Source organism: Bradyrhizobium sp. ERR14 (genome assembly GCF_014198235.1).
GTDB lineage: Bacteria > Pseudomonadota > Alphaproteobacteria > Rhizobiales > Xanthobacteraceae > Bradyrhizobium.
In genome coordinates this window covers 469,559-487,724 of sequence record NZ_JACIHD010000003.1, presented here as the reverse complement: position 1 = coordinate 487,724, position 18,166 = coordinate 469,559, and the positions used below count along the sequence as shown (strand labels likewise).

17 protein-coding genes are annotated in these 18,166 nt (G+C 63.8%); 8 read left to right on the top strand and 9 right to left on the bottom strand.

What is annotated here, in order from left to right; genetic code table 11:
• Nucleotides 1–58 precede the first annotated feature (58 nt).
• Nucleotides 59–1,087 (top strand): DNA polymerase III subunit delta, encoded by a 1,029-nt coding sequence (holA, locus tag GGD62_RS12090; protein ID WP_092251317.1) that lies wholly within the window; start codon nt 59–61, stop codon nt 1,085–1,087.
• A gap of 150 nt (nt 1,088–1,237) precedes the next feature.
• Here the strand turns inward: holA and GGD62_RS12085 are convergent, their stop codons facing one another.
• The 7 genes from GGD62_RS12085 to hemJ form a co-directional block, all read right to left on the bottom strand.
• Entirely contained in the window at nt 1,238–2,125 is an 888-nt protein-coding gene (locus GGD62_RS12085; RefSeq protein WP_183708606.1) for a ParB/RepB/Spo0J family partition protein, read from the bottom strand.
• Nucleotides 2,126–2,283: 158 nt separating this feature from the next.
• On the bottom strand, nt 2,284–3,162 hold the full coding sequence (locus GGD62_RS12080; RefSeq protein ID WP_210317804.1) for a ParA family protein: 879 nt from the start codon (nt 3,160–3,162) through the stop codon (nt 2,284–2,286).
• A gap of 31 nt (nt 3,163–3,193) precedes the next feature.
• Nucleotides 3,194–3,865: a 16S rRNA (guanine(527)-N(7))-methyltransferase RsmG gene (gene rsmG / locus GGD62_RS12075; protein ID WP_409333943.1), complete on the bottom strand. Its 672-nt coding sequence runs from the start codon at nt 3,863–3,865 to the stop codon at nt 3,194–3,196.
• 108 nt (nt 3,866–3,973) lie between these two features.
• Nucleotides 3,974–5,854 carry a tRNA uridine-5-carboxymethylaminomethyl(34) synthesis enzyme MnmG gene (mnmG, locus tag GGD62_RS12070; RefSeq protein ID WP_183708604.1) on the bottom strand — a complete coding sequence of 627 codons (1,881 nt, stop codon included), beginning with the start codon at nt 5,852–5,854 and terminating at the stop codon, nt 3,974–3,976.
• Between the two features lie 492 nt (nt 5,855–6,346).
• Nucleotides 6,347–7,696: a tRNA uridine-5-carboxymethylaminomethyl(34) synthesis GTPase MnmE gene (gene mnmE / locus GGD62_RS12065; RefSeq protein ID WP_183708602.1), complete on the bottom strand. Its 1,350-nt coding sequence runs from the start codon at nt 7,694–7,696 to the stop codon at nt 6,347–6,349.
• Between the two features lie 312 nt (nt 7,697–8,008).
• Nucleotides 8,009–9,274, bottom strand: a complete 1,266-nt coding sequence (gene rho, locus GGD62_RS12060) for a transcription termination factor Rho (RefSeq protein WP_008133567.1) — start codon at nt 9,272–9,274, stop codon at nt 8,009–8,011.
• 247 nt (nt 9,275–9,521) lie between these two features.
• The gene (hemJ, locus tag GGD62_RS12055) at nt 9,522–9,956 is read right to left on the bottom strand and encodes a protoporphyrinogen oxidase HemJ (protein ID WP_091965360.1); all 435 of its coding nucleotides are present in this window, start codon (nt 9,954–9,956) and stop codon (nt 9,522–9,524) included.
• Nucleotides 9,957–10,415: 459 nt separating this feature from the next.
• Between hemJ and GGD62_RS12050 the strand changes: the two genes are divergently transcribed.
• Genes GGD62_RS12050 through dnaQ form a run of 4 tightly spaced genes read left to right on the top strand, consistent with a single transcriptional unit; the run spans nt 10,416 to nt 13,264 of the window.
• On the top strand, nt 10,416–11,255 hold the full coding sequence (locus tag GGD62_RS12050; protein ID WP_018323540.1) for a pyruvate, water dikinase regulatory protein: 840 nt from the start codon (nt 10,416–10,418) through the stop codon (nt 11,253–11,255).
• Between the two features lie 8 nt (nt 11,256–11,263).
• Complete coding sequence (locus tag GGD62_RS12045; protein WP_018323539.1) at nt 11,264–11,872, top strand: nucleoside triphosphate pyrophosphatase; 609 nt, start codon at nt 11,264–11,266, stop codon at nt 11,870–11,872.
• A gap of 23 nt (nt 11,873–11,895) precedes the next feature.
• Complete coding sequence (coaE, locus tag GGD62_RS12040; RefSeq protein WP_018323538.1) at nt 11,896–12,495, top strand: dephospho-CoA kinase; 600 nt, start codon at nt 11,896–11,898, stop codon at nt 12,493–12,495.
• A 55-nt stretch (nt 12,496–12,550) separates the two neighbouring features.
• Nucleotides 12,551–13,264, top strand: a complete 714-nt coding sequence (gene dnaQ / locus GGD62_RS12035) for a DNA polymerase III subunit epsilon (protein ID WP_018323537.1) — start codon at nt 12,551–12,553, stop codon at nt 13,262–13,264.
• On the opposite strand, the gene secB is transcribed toward dnaQ, so the two are convergent.
• Nucleotides 13,261–13,743 carry a protein-export chaperone SecB gene (gene secB / locus GGD62_RS12030; protein WP_018323536.1) on the bottom strand — a complete coding sequence of 161 codons (483 nt, stop codon included), beginning with the start codon at nt 13,741–13,743 and terminating at the stop codon, nt 13,261–13,263. The genes dnaQ and secB overlap by 4 nt on opposite strands.
• A 398-nt stretch (nt 13,744–14,141) precedes the next feature.
• Between secB and GGD62_RS12025 the strand changes: the two genes are divergently transcribed.
• From GGD62_RS12025 to GGD62_RS12015, 3 genes are read left to right on the top strand one after another with little or no spacing between them, the layout of a single operon-like run.
• On the top strand, nt 14,142–14,849 hold the full coding sequence (locus GGD62_RS12025) for a Tim44/TimA family putative adaptor protein (protein WP_092251324.1): 708 nt from the start codon (nt 14,142–14,144) through the stop codon (nt 14,847–14,849).
• On the top strand, nt 14,827–16,365 hold the full coding sequence (locus tag GGD62_RS12020) for a murein transglycosylase A (protein WP_018323534.1): 1,539 nt from the start codon (nt 14,827–14,829) through the stop codon (nt 16,363–16,365). The genes GGD62_RS12025 and GGD62_RS12020 overlap by 23 nt, the downstream gene beginning before the upstream one ends.
• Nucleotides 16,362–16,952, top strand: coding sequence for a Smr/MutS family protein (locus GGD62_RS12015; protein ID WP_018323533.1), 591 nt, complete (start codon nt 16,362–16,364; stop codon nt 16,950–16,952). Before GGD62_RS12020 ends, GGD62_RS12015 begins: the two co-directional genes overlap by 4 nt.
• On the opposite strand, the gene GGD62_RS12010 is transcribed toward GGD62_RS12015, so the two are convergent.
• Nucleotides 16,949–18,073, bottom strand: coding sequence for a hypothetical protein (locus GGD62_RS12010; protein WP_183708600.1), 1,125 nt, complete (start codon nt 18,071–18,073; stop codon nt 16,949–16,951). The two genes, GGD62_RS12015 and GGD62_RS12010, sit on opposite strands and share 4 nt — an antisense overlap.
• Between the last annotated feature and the right edge of the window lie 93 nt (nt 18,074–18,166).

Sequence of the window (18,166 nt, the reverse complement as noted above, 5' to 3'; positions counted from 1 at the left end):
TTATAGATCGAGATTCCGGGTTCGCGCTTCGCGCGCCCCGGAATGACAGTTGGGCCCGATGGTCGCGCTGCGTGGAAAAGAGATCGACGCCTTCCTCGCCCGCCCCGATGCGGGCCGTCCGATCATCCTGCTCTACGGTCCCGATGCCGGCCTGGTGCGCGAGCGCGCCGATGCGCTGATCGCATCGGCAGTCGATGATCCCAACGATCCGTTCTCGCTGGTCAAGCTCGACGGCGACGAGCTCTCCGCCGAGCCCTCGCGCCTCGTCGACGAGGCCATGACGGTGCCGCTGTTCGGCGGCCGCCGCGCCATCCGCATCCGCGCCGGCTCGCGCAGCTTTGCCAGCGGCATCGATACGCTGGCCGAGATGAGCGTGAAGGATTGCCGCATCGTGATCGAGGCCGGCGAGCTGCGCCCGGACTCGCCGCTGCGAAAAGCCTGCGAGAAGGCCAAGGCCGCGGTGGCGATCGGCTGCTATCCCGACACGGAGCGCGACCTCGCCAAGCTGATGGATGACGAATTACGCATCGCCAATTTGCGCATCGCGCAGGATGCCCGTGCGGCGCTGATGTCGTTCCTCGGCGGCGACCGCCAGGCCTCGCGCAACGAGCTGCGCAAGCTGACGCTCTACGCCCACGGCAAGGGCGAGGTCACGCTGGATGACGTGATGGCCGTGGTCGCCGACGCCTCCGAGCTGAAGCTCGACCCGATCGTCGACGGCGCCTTTGCCGGACGGCCCGACATCGTCGAGACCGAATTCGCAAAAGCCATGATCGCCGGCACCTATCCCGGCGTGATCATTTCCGCCGCGCAGCGCCAGGCTGCGTGGCTGCACAAATCCGCGCTCGCGATCGCCGAGGGTCAGCCTGCCTCCGCTGTGCTCGACGGCGGCTATCCGCGCCTGCATTTCTCACGTAAGCCCGCGGTCGAAACGGCGCTGCGAAATTTCAGCGTGGCGCGGCTCGCCGCCATTATCGAGCAGCTCGCAACCGCGGCGCTCGACACCCGCAAGCAGTCCACGCTAGCCGCCGCCATCGCCCAGCGGACATTGATGGCCATTGCTGCGAATGCAAAGCGGCGGGGCTGAGCCACGCTGTCATCCCCGCGAACGCGGGGATCCATAATCACAGGAAGTGGTTTGGCGAAGACTTGCAGTCCGGTACTGCGCCCCCGGCCCGATCGCTAAATCACGCGGTATGGGTCCCCGCGTTCGCGGGGACGACAGCGAGGGCTTGGCCTACAGCGCGCCCTTGGCCAGCCGCTTCATCACCTCATCGAGCTGATCGAGGTTGCTGTAGCTGATCTGGACCGAACCGCCGGGGTCGCGGTGATTGACGGTGACCTTGAGACCGAGCGCATCGCTGACGCGCTTTTCGAGGTCGATCGTATCAGGGTCTTTCTCCTTGCCCCCGCTGGCGCGCGCCTTCTGCGGCTTGCGCTCCGGCACGCCCTCTTCATGCGCGAGCGCCTCGGCCTGGCGGACGTTGAGTCCTTCCTCGACGATGCGCTTGGCGGCGGCGAGCGGATCCGGCACGCCGATCAGGGCGCGGGCGTGACCGGCCGTCAGCTCGCCGGTTGCGATGAAGGCCTGCACCTCGGCCGGCAGCTTCGTCAGCCGCATCATGTTGGCGACGTGGCTGCGGCTCTTGCCGACGACTTTTGCGATGTCGTCCTGGCTGCGTTTGAACTCGTTGGCGAGCGCGTGGTAGCCCTGCGCCTCTTCCATCGGGTTGAGGTCCTCGCGCTGCACGTTCTCGACGATCGCGAACTCCAGCGCGTCGCTGTCGCTGATGTCGACCGGAACGATCGGCACCTCGTGCAGGCCGGCCATCTGCGAGGCGCGCCACCGCCGCTCGCCGGCGATGATCTCGAAGCGATCCTGTGCGCCCTTCACCGGACGCACCACGATCGGCTGGATCACGCCGTGCTGCCTGATCGACTCGCTGAGCTCCTTCAGCTCGGTGTCCGAAAAGGTGCGGCGCGGATTGCGCGGATTGGCCTTGATGAACTCGATCGGCACCTTGCGCTGCGCGCGCGGCCGATCGACATGCTGGGCCTCGCCGCCGACATCACCGATCAGACTTGCAAGACCCCGGCCCAGTCGCGAACGCGCTTCGTCGGCCATCGCCAGCTCCCTTGGATTCACGGTGCAGCACTCCAGAACTGAATTTCGAAACTTGTAGGACGTAGGGCGGATTAGCGTAGCGTAATCCGCCGCCGGCTTGTTCGAGGCGAGATAGACGGCGGGTTACGCTGCGCTAACCCGCCCTACGGATCTCTCCGTCAATGCGTGACGCGCAGCTCGCGCTCGCGCTGGATCACTTCGGTGGCGAGCCGCAAATACGCTTCGCTGCCGACGCATTTGAGATCGTAGACCAGCACCGGCTTGCCGTAGGACGGCGCCTCCGAGATGCGCACGTTGCGCGGGATCATGGTCTTGTAGACCTTCTCGCCCATGAACTGGCGGACGTCGGCGACGACCTGGTTGGAGAGGTTGTTGCGCGAGTCGAACATGGTCAGCACGATGCCGTGGATCGACAGGTTCGGATTGAGCGTCGAGCGCACCTGCTCCACCGTCTGCAGCAATTGCGACAGACCTTCGAGCGCGAAGAACTCGCACTGCAGCGGCACCAGGATCGCGTCGGAGGCCGCCATCGCGTTCACCGTGAGCAGGTTGAGCGAGGGCGGGCAGTCGATCAGCACATAGGTGTAGTCGGCATCCGGCGAGACGTTGTTGTTGAGCGCGCCGATCGCGTCGCGCAGCTTGAAGGCGCGGCCGGGGGTGGTGCCGAGCTCGAGCTCGAGGCCGGAGAGATCCATGGTCGAGGGCGCGATGTGCAGCCGCGGCACCGCGGTCGAGACCACGGCCTCGCGCAGCGGGGCTTCACCAATCAGCACGTCATAGGTCGAGCATGAGCGGTTGCGGCGATCGATGCCGAGGCCGGTCGAGGCGTTGCCCTGCGGATCGAGATCGACGATCAGGACGCGCTCGCCGATCGCAGCGAGCGCCGTGCCGAGGTTGATCGCTGTGGTTGTTTTTCCCACACCGCCCTTCTGATTCGCCAGCGCCAGGATGCGCGGATGGCCATGCGGCACCTCGCTGGTCGGTTCCTGGGTCGGCTCTTCGGTCTGCTCTTGCTGCGGCTCGTCAATCACGGTCATCGAAATTTTCCCCACTCAACCCCTGAGCGCCTCAGCTGCGCCGTTCGGCGGCATCGAGCTCCACGATCCAGCCGTCACCCGTGCGGCTTGGGTGGAGCCGAGGCTCGATATTCCAATATTTAGCGGCTTCGGTCAATTCAGCCTCTACATCTTGACCCTTAGGAAATAACGCCTTTGCGCCCTGGCGCATCAGCGGCTCCGCAAAGCCGATGAGTTGATGTAGCGGAGCCAGCGCACGCGCGGTGACGCAATCGACGGGGCCGGTGATTCTATCCACATTATCCCCGATCTCAGCGAGATGTACGACTCCTGGAGATGTGGTGACGCGAATTGCTTCGCGCAGAAACGCCGCCTTCTTGGCGATTCGCTCGACGAGGTGAACTTTCGCGTCCGGCGACGCCGCCATGGCGCAGGCCAGGACGACGCCGGGAAAACCGCCGCCACTGCCGAGATCGGCCCAGCGCTTTGCGGCGGGCGCGAGATCGACGAGCTGGAGCGAATCGGCGATGTGCCGGGTCCAGAGGTTTGGCAGGGTCGAGGGCGCGACGAGATTGGTCTTGGCCTGCCACTCCCGCAGCAGCGCAATGTAGCGGTCGAGCCGTATCTCGGTTTCACGTGAAACGGGCGCGAGCTTGAGCGCCGCGATCTTGTCCGCGGCGATGATGGCATCGAGCGACTGATCATTGGCGCTGGCCTTGTCGATCTTCGGTCTTGCCGGCGGTTCGCTACGCCGCCCAGCGCCCTCACCCGCTCCGGGTCGTCGCGATAGCGGTCTGTCCCCGCCCGGTCCGCGCTGTTTCACGTGAAACGCCTATGCGATTGCCTGGGAAGTCTTCCGGGCCTCGCGGCGGAGATAGGCCGCGAGAATACCGAGTGCGGCCGGCGTCATGCCATCGATGCGGCCGGCCTGCCCCACGGTGAACGGCCGTGCCTTCTCCAGCTTGGCACGCACCTCGTTGGAGAGCCCGGGCACCTGCTGGTAATCGACCTCCGCCAGCACCAGCCCCTCGTCGCGCCGGAAGGCCTCGACGTCGGCGCTCTGGCGCTCCAGATAGACATCGTACTTGGCGTCGATCTCGAGATGGGTGGCGATGACGGGATCGATGGCCGACAGCTCCGGCCAGATTGCGCGGACCTGGCTCCAGCCAATCTCGGGATAGGCCATCAGCTCGAACGCCGAGCGGCGCTGGCCGTCCCGATTCAGGGACAGCCCGTGCTTGATCGCCTCGTTCGGGGTGATGGTCAGCGACTTCGACAGCGTCCGAGCGGCGTTGAGGGCGTCCATCTTGGCGCGGTGATGCAGCGTCCGATCACTTCCGACGCACCCCAAAGTGATGCCCTTCTCGGTCAGGCGCTGATCGGCATTGTCAGCCCGCAGCGTCAGCCGGTATTCGGCGCGCGAGGTGAACATCCGATAGGGCTCGCTGATCCCGCGGGTCACGAGGTCGTCGATCATCACGCCGAGATAGCCGTCTGCGCGGTCGAACACGGTCAGTGCGGCCCCGCTCGCAGCCAGTGCCGCGTTCAGGCCGGCCACGATGCCCTGCCCGGCGGCCTCTTCGTATCCGGTGGTGCCGTTGATCTGTCCGGCCAGGAACAGGCCGCGCAGACGCTTGGTCTGCAGGGTCGGATCGAGCTCGCGGGGATCGATATGGTCGTATTCGATGGCATAGCCCGGGCGGACCATCTTGACCCGCTCCAGGCCAGGGATGCTGGCGAGGATCGCGAGCTGGACCTCCTCAGGGAGCGAGGTCGAGATGCCGTTGGGGTAGACCGTGCTGTCGTCGAGCCCTTCCGGCTCCAGGAAGATCTGATGACCGTCGCGATCGCCAAAGCGGACGATCTTGTCCTCGATCGAGGGGCAATAGCGGGGACCAGAGCTCTTGATCTGGCCGGAGTACATCGGCGAGCGATGGACATTGGCCCGGATCACCTCATGGGTCGCGGGCGTGGTCCGGGTGATCCCGCACTGGATCTGCGAGGTCGTGATCCGCTCGGTCATCACCGAGAACGGCTCCGGCGGCTCGTCTCCGGGCTGCATTTCGACCGCCGACCAGTCGATCGTGGTGCCGTCCAGACGCGGCGGAGTGCCAGTCTTGAGCCGTCCCAGGGTGAAGCCGGCGCGCTCAAACGAGCCGGAAAGACCCATCGCGGGCGCCTCATCGACGCGGCCGGCCGGCCAGTTCTTCTCGCCGAGATGAATGAGACCGCGGAGGAAGGTGCCCGTGGTGACAACCACAGCCCCTGCCCGGAGCTCACGGCCATCGGCCAGGCGCAGACCGGTGACGCGGCCATCGGCCACGGTCAGCTCGTCAGCCTCGCCCTCGATGACCGAGAGACCCTCGGTCTGCCGGATCGCGGCCTGCATCGCGGCGGCATAGAGCTTCCGGTCTGCCTGGGCCCGAGGACCGCGGACGGCGGGACCTTTGCGGCGATTGAGCACGCGAAACTGGATGCCGCCGGCATCGCCCACGCGACCCATCAGACCGTCCAGCGCATCGACCTCCCGAACCAGATGACCCTTGCCGAGGCCGCCGATCGCGGGATTGCAGGACATCGCACCGATCGTGGAGAAACGATGCGTCACCAGAGCGGTCGTCGCGCCCATCCGGGCGGCCGCAGCCGCGGCTTCACAGCCGGCGTGGCCGCCGCCAATCACGATGACGTCGAAGCTTTCTCGCACTGTTCGCATGGCGGACTTCTAGCTCAGTGTCGGGAAAGCCGGAAGAAGAAACTCGTGGGCTGATGTTTCACGTGAAACACGGATCAGGGGGCCCAAGCGATTTCGCGAAAACAACCCCATGCACAGTAGAATGACAGTTGGATTGGCTCGTGTTTCACGTGAAACGAAATCGGCATTCCCCGGACAAAGTGCCGACCGGTGGATATTGGATCCGCTAGCCGCCACACTCTTCATTGCGAACAAAGCGCAATCCAGAATCCCTCCTCAGAAGGCAGTCTGGGTCTCTTCGTCGCGAGGTTCCTCGCAATGACTGGGGTGAGCGTAGCGCCGCTGAAGCGGTCCTTTGTGCACAGAGAGAGGGAACTTCCATTCGCCGTGCTCGCGCTGTGCCCATCCGAACTTCAAAGCGGATCCAGATATCGAGCGACAACGAGCCCTGGAATGTTTCACGTGAAACACAAAGAATGGAACAAGGGCTAGTTCTACAATGAAGAACTAGACTTACTTTCCGATACAGAACTTTTGGAAGATGGCTCCGAGGACGTCTTCGACATCCACCCGGCCCAGCAATCGGCCCAAGGCATAAGCGGCAGCGCGCAGCTCTTCGGCCGCAAGCTCCTCGCCGTCTTCTACAAGGTCCAGGCTCCGGCGCAAGCTTTCTGACGTCCGGACCAACAGATCCCGCTGGCGAGCCCGGGTCACCAGCGCGCCCTCGGTGGCTCCGAAAAACTCAGAGGCGAATTTAACCAGCGCGTCCACAAGGTCCGGGACACCATCCCCCCGACTCGCCGAGATCCCGAACTCGGCCCGCGGTACGACGCCCTCGCTCAGGTCGACCTTGTTGCGGACGATCCAGACCGGTCCACCGGACGGATCGCCCTCATCAGACGTCCGCGGCGACCGCATCGCACTGGGATCGACGGCCTGCTCCCCCTCCACCAGCCACAGCACGAGGTCGGCGTCTTCGGCCCGCGCTCTCGCCCGGCGCACGCCCTCCTGCTCGACCGGATCATCGGTCTCGCGAATGCCGGCAGTGTCGATCACCGTGACGGGATAACCATCGAGATCGAGCTGGACCTCGATCACGTCGCGCGTCGTGCCGGCATACGGCGAGACGATCGCGACCTCGCGGCGCGCGAGCTGATTCATCAGCGTCGACTTGCCGACATTCGGCTCCCCTGCGATCGCAACCACGAGGCCCTCGCGCAGACGTTCAGAATGTCCCTGTGCTGCAAGGACTTCTGCAATTTCATCGTACAGCGCTTTGATCGCTTGCACCGCCGGCGCCCTCAGCTCCGCCGGCACATCGCCCTCATCGGAAAAATCGATGCCGGCCTCGATCAGCGCCGACGCCTCGATGATGCGCTCGCGCCAGTCGCGCGCACGGTCCCCGAGCAGGCCCTGCAGCTGGCGCAGCGCCTGACGGCGCTGGCGGTCGGTGTCCGCGTGGATGAGATCGTCGAGGCCCTCGGCTTCGGTGAGGTCGAGCTTGCCATTCTCGAAGGCGCGCCGCGTGAACTCGCCGGGCTCGGCCGCACGCGTATTCGGAATTACAGAAATAGCAGCAAGCAGCGCGGCCAGGACCGCGCGGCCGCCATGCACGTGGAATTCGGCGACGTCCTCGCCCGTCGCGCTGGCCGGCCCCGGAAACCACAGCACGACCGCATCGTCGATCGGCTGGCCCGCGCCGTCACGAAGCAGCCGGCGGCTGGCCTGCCTCGACGCCGGCAGCTTCCCCGCCAGGGTCGTCAACGCCAAGCCGGCCTGTGGACCCGAAATGCGCACCACGGCGATCGCACTCGGCGCCCGGCCGGACGACAGCGCAAAGATGGTCTGGTCTCGCGGATGCATGGCCTATTTGTCCGGCTCGCGACGAAAAGGCAAACGGGGCCATTCCTTAGACCGCGGCGGGTCGATTTTGCTGCGCTTTTGCCGCAGCAAAGATCATATTGCATTGCAGCAAAGATCCGGAAATTTGCTGCAAAAATCTCGCCGATTGGAAGGTTCGCCCAACGAGTGTCAACTATTATGTAGACATATCAACATCTTCCGAGCAGCCCGGATCTGCGCTTCGATATAGCTCCATGCTGCACTTTCGCTGCAGCAAAGCTGCACAACGAAAAGGGCGCCCGAAGGCGCCCTAAAATTCATACTGCACTGCAATCAGGTGTTCATGGAGTCGAAGAACTCCGAATTGCTCTTGGTCGAGCGCAGCTTGTCGAGCAGGAAGTCGATCGCGTCCATCGTGCCCATCGGGTTGAGGATGCGGCGGAGCACGTACATCTTCTTGAGCACCTGCGGATCGGTGATGAGCTCTTCCTTGCGGGTGCCGGAGCGCGAGATGTCGATCGCCGGGAAGGTGCGCTTGTCCGAGACCTTGCGGTCCAGGATCAGCTCCGAGTTACCGGTGCCCTTGAACTCTTCGAAGATGACTTCGTCCATGCGGCTGCCGGTATCGACCAGCGCGGTCGCGATGATCGTCAGCGAGCCGCCCTCCTCGATGTTGCGGGCGGCACCGAAGAAGCGCTTCGGGCGCTGCAGCGCGTTGGCGTCGACACCGCCGGTCAGCACCTTGCCGGATGACGGCACCACGGTGTTGTAGGCGCGACCGAGCCGCGTGATCGAATCGAGCAGGATCACGACGTCGCGGCCATGCTCGACCAGACGTTTTGCTTTTTCGATCACCATCTCGGCGACCTGGACGTGACGCACCGCCGGTTCGTCGAAGGTCGATGACACGACCTCGCCCTTCACCGAGCGCTGCATGTCCGTGACTTCTTCCGGACGCTCGTCGATCAACAGCACGATCAGATAGCATTCGGGATGATTGTGCGTGATCGAGTGCGCGATGTTCTGCATCAGCACGGTTTTACCCGTGCGCGGCGGCGCGACGATCAAGGCGCGCTGGCCCTTGCCGATCGGCGCGACGATGTCGATCACGCGTGCAGACAAGTCTTTCCGCGTCGGATCGTCGATCTCCATGCGGAAACGCTGATTCGGAAACAGCGGCGTGAGGTTGTCGAAATTGACCTTGTGCTTGGCCTTTTCCGGGTCCTCGAAATTGAGCGTATTGACCTTCAGCAGCGCGAAATAGCGCTCGCCCTCTTTCGGGCTGCGGATGTGGCCTTCGATGGTATCGCCGGTGCGCAGGCCGAAACGGCGGATCTGCGACGGCGAAACGTAGATGTCGTCCGGGCCCGGCAGATAATTCGCATCAGGCGAGCGGAGGAAGCCGAAGCCGTCGGAGAGAACCTCGACGACGCCCTGGCCGACAATATCGGTCTCGGCAAGCGCGAGCTGCTTGAGGATGGCGAACAGCAGCTCCTGCTTGCGCATGGTGCTGGCATTCTCGACCCCATTCTCCTCCGCGAACGAGACGAGCTCGGCCGGCGTTTTAGACTTGAGGTCTTCGAGTTTAATTTCCCGCATTGGGGTGGTCCTGTGGGGTAACCTTGGGAGGGGTGCGAGGAGGCTCTGAAATGCGGACGTGAGAAGATAAGGTCCGCAGGTCTGGCAAGGTTAAGTGCCGATGAGGCTTCAAACCTGATGCGGTGTCCGGCCTCTGGAAAGCTCAGACACAACCACATCCGCCTGCGTTGGGTGGGATATCGATAATATAGAAAATCGCTCCCCGCTCCGCAAGCCGAAGCGCTGAGCTAATCGTCGCGCGTCTTGCCTAGAACGGCTTCACGATCACCATGATGACGATGAAAATCATCAAAACGGTCGGCACCTCATTGATAATTCTATAGAATTTCTGGGTCCGGGGGCGCCGGTCGGCAGCGAAATCCTTCAGCCAGCGGGAAAAAAAGCCGTGGACCGCCGACATCGCCAGGACCAGTGCCAGTTTTACGTGCAACCAGCCGAATGAGAACCAATGGCCGGACCAGGCAAGATAAAGGCCGGCGAGCCAGGTGACGGTCATGGCGGGGTTGATGATGGCCTTGAGCAGCCGGCGTTCCATGATCTTGAACGTCTCGGACTGCTTCGAGCCGATTTCGGCCTCGCTGTGATAGACGAACAGCCGCGGCAGATAGAGCATGCCCGCCATCCAGGCGATGACGGCAATCACGTGCAGCGCCTTGATCCAGAGATAGACGTCTTCAAACATTTTCTGCTTCCGGATTTCCGACCCAGCCGAGGGAACGCTGGGGATAGTAAGAACTCGTTAAGGTCTTGCCTGCACACATATCCGTCCGTAGCGCCTTCCTCAAATCTAGAATCTTAGATTCTTAAGGTTTGAGTCTATGTGACCGTGGATTGGACTCACACAATTCCGTCCGCGTGTTCACGCGCGCTTGTTCACATCCATCAACATATCCCTGATCGCTCTGGCGACTTGCGATAAGTCGGCCAGCTTCAAAGGCTTGCGCCTTTCTGTCGGCAGCTTATCAAGGGGGTTGTCCGCGCAATCCCGTTTCCCTGCAGCGAGGGCGCCGGACTTGTCCTGACGGGCAGCGGTGTGAAGAAAATTGGCACTTGTCCCGCCCCTGGTGTCGCGCAACCCTTTCCGAGGGGTTAAGCTCCACAGAAATCCACAAACCACCCCGCCTTCATCCAAAGAGTTTTCGTGCCGACCTCGAACAATTATTTCCATCTGCACCTCGTGTCCGACTCCACCGGCGAGACGCTGATCACCGTGGCGCGGGCCGTCGCCGCGCAATACGCCAACGTCACCCCGGTCGAGCACGTCTATCCGCTGGTGCGCAGCCAGAAGCAGCTCGACCGCGTGCTCGACGAAATCGAGGAAGCGCCGGGGATCGTGCTGTTCACGCTGCTGGAGAAGGATCTGGTCTCCAGGCTCGAGGACAAGTGCAAGGAGATCAATGTTCCGAGCCTGTCGATCATCGGTCCGGTGATGCAGCTGTTCGAAGCCTATCTCGGGGCTGCGACCACCGGCCGCGTCGGCGCCCAGCACGTCCTCAACGCGGAATATTTCAAGCGCATCGATGCGCTGAACTACACCATGATCCATGACGATGGTCAGCATGTCGAAGGCCTCGACGATGCCGACGTCGTGCTGGTCGGTGTGTCCCGCACTTCCAAGACGCCGACGTCGATTTATCTGGCCAATCGCGGCATCCGCACCGCCAACGTGCCACTGGTTCCCGGCATTCCGGTGCCTTCGCAACTGGAGACGCTGACGCGGCCGCTGGTCGTCAGCCTGCACGCGACGCCGGAACGCCTGATCCAGATCCGTCAGAATCGCCTGCTCTCGATGGGGACCGATTCCGGCAACGACACCTATACCGACAGGCAGTCGGTCACCGAGGAAGTTGCGTTTGCGCGCAAGCTCAGCGCCAAGCACGATTGGCCGCTGCTGGACGTCACGCGACGCTCGATTGAGGAAACCGCGGCGGCGATCATGAAGCTCTACAGCGATCGCCAGCGCAACCGGCCTTCCGGATAGCTTTCGCCATGGGTCTGTGGCTCGGCAAATCTCCGTTGATCCTGGCCTCGCAGAGCAGCGCGCGAAAAATGCTGCTGGCCAATGCCGGGCTGGAGTTCAAGGCTGTTACCGCCGATATCGACGAGCGCGGTATTCAAGCCGCTTCAGCGCTTTCAAATCCGCGCGAGATCGCTCTGCTGCTGGCGCGCGAAAAGGCCAAGGCGATCTCGGCCAATCATCCCGGAAGCTACGTGATCGGAGCCGATCAGACACTGGCTCTTGGCAACCGTCTTTTCAACAAGCCTGCAGGCCGTCCGCAGGCATTGGCGCAATTGCGCGATCTCGCCGGCAACAGCCATGAGCTGAATTCCGCCGTGGCCGTGGCACATGACGGCCAGATTGTTTTCGAAGACGTCGCGGTCGCCCGCATGACCATGCGCGAGATGACCGAGGACGAGCTTTCAGCCTATCTGGACGCTGCCGGTGACGCCGTCACCACCAGCGTCGGGGCCTATCAGCTTGAAAGCCTGGGCATCCATCTGTTCGAGCGGATCGAAGGCGATCATTTCACCATTCTCGGTCTGCCGCTGCTGCCGCTGCTTGCGTTCCTGCGAGGCGAGCGGCTAGTTGCGGTGTGAATGACAGACAGGGCTGAGCGCTGATGCGGATCCTGGGACTGACCGGCTCGATCGGGATGGGAAAATCCACCACCGCGAAACTGTTCGCGGAGGCCGGCGTGCCCGTCTACGATGCCGATGCAGCCGTGCATCAGCTCTATGAGGGGGAAGCGGCGCCCGCCATCGAGGCAGCTTTTCCCGGCACCACCGCGAACGGCAAGGTGGACCGGCCAAAACTGTCGGCGCGCGTCGTGCACGATCCGGCCGCAATCAAGCAGCTCGAGCAGATCGTCCATCCGATGCTCGGTGCGTCCCGGCAAAAGTTCTTCGCCGCGGCGGAAGCCGCCAAGGCGCCGGTCGTGGTGCTGGACATCCCGCTGCTGTTCGAGACCGGCGGCGAGAAGCGGGTCGACGCCGTGGTCGTGGTCTCGACCTCGCCGGAACTCCAGCGCGAGCGAGTGCTGGCCCGCGGCACGATGGACGAGGCCAAGCTCGACGCGATCATCGCCAAGCAGACGCCGGACGCGGAGAAGCGCAAGCGGGCCGATTTCGTGGTGGATACGTCACATGGACTTGACCCGGTGCGCGCGCAAATCGCCCACATCCTGGCCGAGGTCGTTAAGATGCCGCAGCGGCGGGCCTGATTCGCCGCCGCACACGACTCTCAAGACGCTGCTCTCACGCCACTGATCTCAAGACATGCGCGAAATCGTTCTCGATACCGAAACCACCGGCCTCGATCCGCTTCGCGGCGATCGTCTGGTCGAAATCGGCTGCGTCGAGATCCTCAATCGCATGCCGACCGGGCAGACGTACCACGTCTATATCAATCCTGAACGGGACATGCCGGCGGAAGCCTTTGCGGTGCATGGGCTGTCGGCCGAATTTCTGTCGACCAAGCCGCTGTTCCACGAGGTCGTCGATGCGTTTCTGGAGTTCATCGGCGATGCGCCGCTGGTGATCCACAATGCCTCGTTCGACATCGGCTTCATCAATGCCGAGCTCGACAAGATCAAGCGCGCGGCGATCCCGCGCGAGCGGCTGGTCGATACGCTGCTGCTGGCGCGGCGCAAGCATCCCGGCGTGTCCAACCGGCTCGACGATCTCTGCTCGCGCTATGCGATCGACAATTCACACCGCACCAAACACGGCGCGCTGCTGGACGCCGAGCTGCTGGCCGAGGTCTATGTCGATCTGGTTGGGGCGCGGCAGTCGCAGTTGCTCCTGGCGTCGGACGCTCAGGAGATTCGCGTCAATGCGGCGGGTGATGCGCCGCGGCGGCAGCGGCTGGTGCCGCTCGCGCCGCGGGTTTCCGATGCCGAGCGCGAGGCCCACAAGGCCTTCATTGCAACGCTCGGCGACAAGGCGATCTGGAACGAGTTTTTGCCCGCTCCAGCTCCTCCGGCTGGTTAGGCCTGGCCGCTCGGCTGAGCGGCCATTTGCCGCTCCATGTTCTGGCGGTATAGACCGACGAAGTCGACCGGATCCAGCATCAGGGGCGGGAACCCGCCGTCGCGCACCGCGGTCGCGATGATCTCGCGGGCGAACGGGAACAGCAGGCGCGGGCACTCGATCATGACCAGCGGATGCAGATTCTCCTTCGGCACGTTGGCGATGCGGAACACGCCGGCATAGGCGAGCTCGAACGAGAACATGATCTTGCCCGCGGTCTCGGCCTTGCCTTCGACCGACAACGTCACCTCGAACTCCTGTTCGCTGAGATTGTTGGCGCTGACATTGATCTGGATGTTGATCTGGGGGGGCTGGCTCTGCTGCTGGAGCGAGCTGGGCGCGTTCGGATTTTCGAACGAAAGGTCCTTGGTATATTGCGCCAGCACGTTGAGCTGGGGAGCCTGGGCCGCCTCGGGAGGGGTGCCGTTACCGTTGGTCATGAGAGTCTCTCCTTACCCGATTTGGGCTGAATTTCGCGGCGGTTGGCTAACATAGGGCCGCCTCGTTCCACAAGGACGAACGGTCCCGGAGGCGGGATTCCGGCCGCGCCGCAACTGCCGCGTTCATCCTGCCTTTTCCGCAAATCTGCGCCTTAAATGATTGAAGATGCGCGATTTCCGGGCAGGATCGGGTTTCCCCTTAAGCATAAAACGCGCTACACTCGGTGCTGTGCCAAAAGGCGCCATTGGCCGGGCAAGATTTCGTGCCTACATCCCACGGACCTGACGCGGACCTAAAATGGTGATGTAGACTTGCCGTTCCCGTATGGGACGGTCTACTGGCCGGATTGATTTTCCCGGCGACGACCCCAAAGCAAAGACCAGAAAGCGAATCCGACGTGGACATCTACACCATCATCTTCCTGGCGCTAGCGGTCTTCATCTTTCTGCGGCTGCGCAGCGTGCTCGGGCAGCGGACCGGCAACGAGCGGCCGCCGTTCGATCGGACTGCCGCGCGCAATGCGCTCGGGGGTACCCAGGACAACAACGTCGTGACCATGCCGGGCAAGGTGATCGACCAGGCCCCGCTGGCGCCGACGGCCGAGCCGACCCCGCCCTCCGATCGCTGGAAGGGCCTGACCGAGCCGGGCACCGCGCTGGCGCAGGGCCTCGATGCCATCGTCGAAAAGGATTCCACCTTCGACCCACGCCATTTCATCTCGGGCGCCCGCGGCGCCTACGAGATGATCGTGCTGGCCTTTGCCAATGGCGACCGCCGCGCGCTGCGCGACCTGTTGTCGTCGGACGTCTATGACAGCTTCGAGGCCGCGATCAAGGAACGCGAGAAGAACGAGCAGAAGACCGAGACCCGCTTCGTCTCGATCGACAAGGCGGAGCTCGTCGGCGCCGAGCTGCGCGACCGTACCGCCCAGCTCACGATCCGCTTCGTCTCGCAGATGATCTCGGCCACCCGGGACAAGGCCGGCAACATCGTCGACGGCAGCGCCGACACGGTCGCCGACATCACCGACATCTGGACTTTCGCCCGCGACGTCACCTCTCGCGATCCGAACTGGAAGCTGGTTGGCACCGGAAGCGCGAATTAAGGTCTATCTGAAGACCGGCGCGACGGCGCTTTGCGCAGGTGTCGTCGTGCTGTCGTCGTTTTCGCTCGGCGCCGAGGCGGCGCGGCGCCACTATCGCAGCCATCACCATCATGCTCCAGCGTTGCCTGCCGCTCCGCCGCGGGCCTTGCCCTATCCGCAGCTCCCGCTGCCGTTCGAAATTCCGGGCGCGCAATATCTGCCGCTGGCTTGGGCGGACGTGAAGGGCTGGAGCGATGACAATCATCTCGCGGCGTACAAGACGTTCCGCGCCAGCTGCAAGACGATCAATGCACAAACCGGCGCGGCTGAACCGAAGGCGCTGGCAGGCTCGCTGAACGAACCTTGCCGCGCGGCGAAATCGCTTGAGCTCACCGACGACGCCAAGGCAAAGACCTTCTTCGAGGAGAACTTCGCACCGCTGCGGATCTCGCGCCTCGGCGAGCCCGACGGTTTCGTCACCGGCTACTACGAGCCGGTGCTGGAGGGATCGCGCACGCAGACCGACGTCTACAACGTTCCGGTCTATCGTCGTCCCTCGAATCTGTTCGTGCGCGGCTACAAGCAGGATTCGGTGAGCCTGCCCAACAAGGGCCCGGTCTATCGCAAGATCGGCCGCCGCAAGCTGGTGCCCTATTACGACCGCGGCGAGATCGAGGACGGCAAGATCGCCGGCCGCGGGCTCGAGATCGCCTGGCTGAAGGATCCGACCGATCTGCTGTTCGCGCAGATCCAGGGTTCGGCGCGGATCAAGTTCGACGACGGCAGCTCGGTTCGGCTCAATTACGACGCTTATAACGGTTATCCCTACACCGCCGTCGGGCGCATCCTGATCGAGCGCGGCATCATTCCGAAGGAAGAGATGTCGATGCAGAAGATCAGGGAGTGGATGACGCAAAACCCTGATGGCGCCAAGGAGCTGCGGCGCGCGAACCGCGCCTACATCTTCTTCCGCGAGGTCAATCTCTCCGACAAGGACGAGGCTGTGGGCGCACAAGGCATTCCGCTGACGGCGGGACGCTCGATCGCGGTCGACAAGGCGCTGCATGTCTACGGCACGCCGTTCTTCATCGAGGGCGAGCTGCCGATCGATTCGGAGCGCTCCAAGACACCGTTCCATCGGCTGATGATCGCGCAGGACACCGGCTCGGCCATCATCGGACCCGCGCGCGCCGATCTGTTTTTCGGCGCGGGCCAAGAGGCCGGCCGCGTCTCCGGCCGGCTGCGCCATCCCATGCATTTCGTGATGCTGGTGCCGAAGGGCCTCGATCCCTCGGCGCGGGCTGTGCGGCTGCCGGTGCCCGATCCGCGCCCCTCGGAGAAGATCGCAAAGCTGTTTCCACAGACCGATCCTGGGAAGGTGACGGCCAAGCCCGCTGCTGCCGCCGGTCCTGTGGAAGCCAAGACCGACACGGTCGCTATCGCGGGTCCAGTCCCGCTGCCCACGCCGCGTCCCGTGATCGAGCCCGCTTCCGAACCGCAGCGGCCGGCGAAGAAACGTCCCCATCGGCAGCAATGAAGCGATCGTCCCGTCCGCCCGTGCTGGAGCCTCGCCCCTCGCCGCGCCGCCGCGCGCTGAGCGAGGAGGAGCGCGCGCTGTGGGAGGTCGTTGCCAAGCAGGTCAAGCCGCTGCGGAAGCACCGCGCGGCGAAGGCGCATGCCGCTCCGCGCACAGAGCCTTTGCCCGCAGCCCTCGTCACGCGGCCTGCGTCATCGCCACGGCCGGTCGCTGCTGCACCGGCGCCGCGCGCCGCAAAACCGGCCGTCCCGCCTCTGGCGCCGCTCGGCAAGCGCGAGCGTACAAAACTGTCGCGCGGCCGCAGCGAGATCGAGGCGCGGCTCGATCTGCACGGCATGACCCAGAGCCGCGCGCATCGCGCCCTGACCGGCTTCCTGCACCGCGCTCATCACGACGGCATGACCTTCGTGCTCGTCATCACCGGCAAGGGCCGCAGCGGCGGCGAAAGCGGCGTGCTGCGCCGCCTGGTGCCGGAATGGCTGAGCCTGCCGGAATTCCGCGCCTTCGTCGTCGGCTTCGAGACCGCGCATATCGGCCATGGCGGCGAGGGCGCGCTGTATGTCCGGATCAGGCGGGCGAGGTTTTAGAACGGCCGGATGATGCCGACGCGTGGGATCAGCGTCAGGATCAGGCCGAAGATATTCGTCTTCTGATCCTCTGCCGGAATCAGCGGCGCCTCACGCGCGGCCGGCAGCATCTTCACCGCATGTAGGATCAGGAACATGCAGACCGCCCAGTTCGAGATCCAGCGCGAATAGTCGAACACCATCGCGAACATCACGAGATACGCGAGGCTGACGCCGATCAACGCCGCGAGCACCAGGCGGCGGTGCGTCTCGCTTGCGAGCGCGGCGATCAGCCTGGCAAAATAGCGCCACAGCGGCGTGTGCAGCCAGATCAGCAGCGCGAACACGGGCACGCCGAGGATGTTGTGCGGCAGGCGCCCCCAGGTATCGGAGACCTCCTTCGCCAGCGGCTGGTACCAGATGTAAGCGAATTGCAGCAGGTCGGTTCGCGACGGGTCGGCCATCCGCGTTTTCAGATACGCGACGAAATCCGCTTCAGGAATCGGCATCGTTCCAAAAAATTGCGCCGCAAAGAACAGCACCGCGACGATGAGCAGGGCGACGATGCCGAAGGCGACGTTGCCGCGGTTGAGCCCGCAAGCGAGATAGTGCCTGATCACGACGATGGTGACGATCGTCGGCACATACATCAGCAGGTGAATGTGGTGGATCAGCACGAGAACGATCGCGAACAGCGCAGCCGTGGCCACGAACAGCAGCGATCCCGCCGGCATCAGCAGCAGGACGATCGCCAGCGCACAACCATAGATGTCGAAATGGCCGAGCGTGTGCATGAAGTTCTTCAGGAAGAACGGCGAGCCCGCGACGAAGACGAACAGCGGCAGCGTCTTCGCGGTGAAGCCAAAGCTATTCTGAAACAGCCTTGCGTAGAGGGCCAGCGTCACCAGCCAGGTCACCCCGCCGATCGCGAACACCGACCAGACCGGCACCTTGTCCGTGAACAGCGCGACGATGGCCCCGATCAGCGCGCGCTTGATGAAGCCGAAATGGTAGTCGACCACGAGATGGATGTAGGGGACGTAAGGCGGCAGCTGGATCTTGTGAACGAACACGCCGACGAGGATGGCGGCGTTGACCACGAGCAGAAGGCGCCAGGGATTTTTCTGAATTTGAGCGATCACGCCGCACCTGAGCTGGCGCGATCGACCACCGCTGTCGTCCCGGGCAAGCGAAGCGCGACCCGGGACCCATAACCACAGGACGCTGTTTGAGCC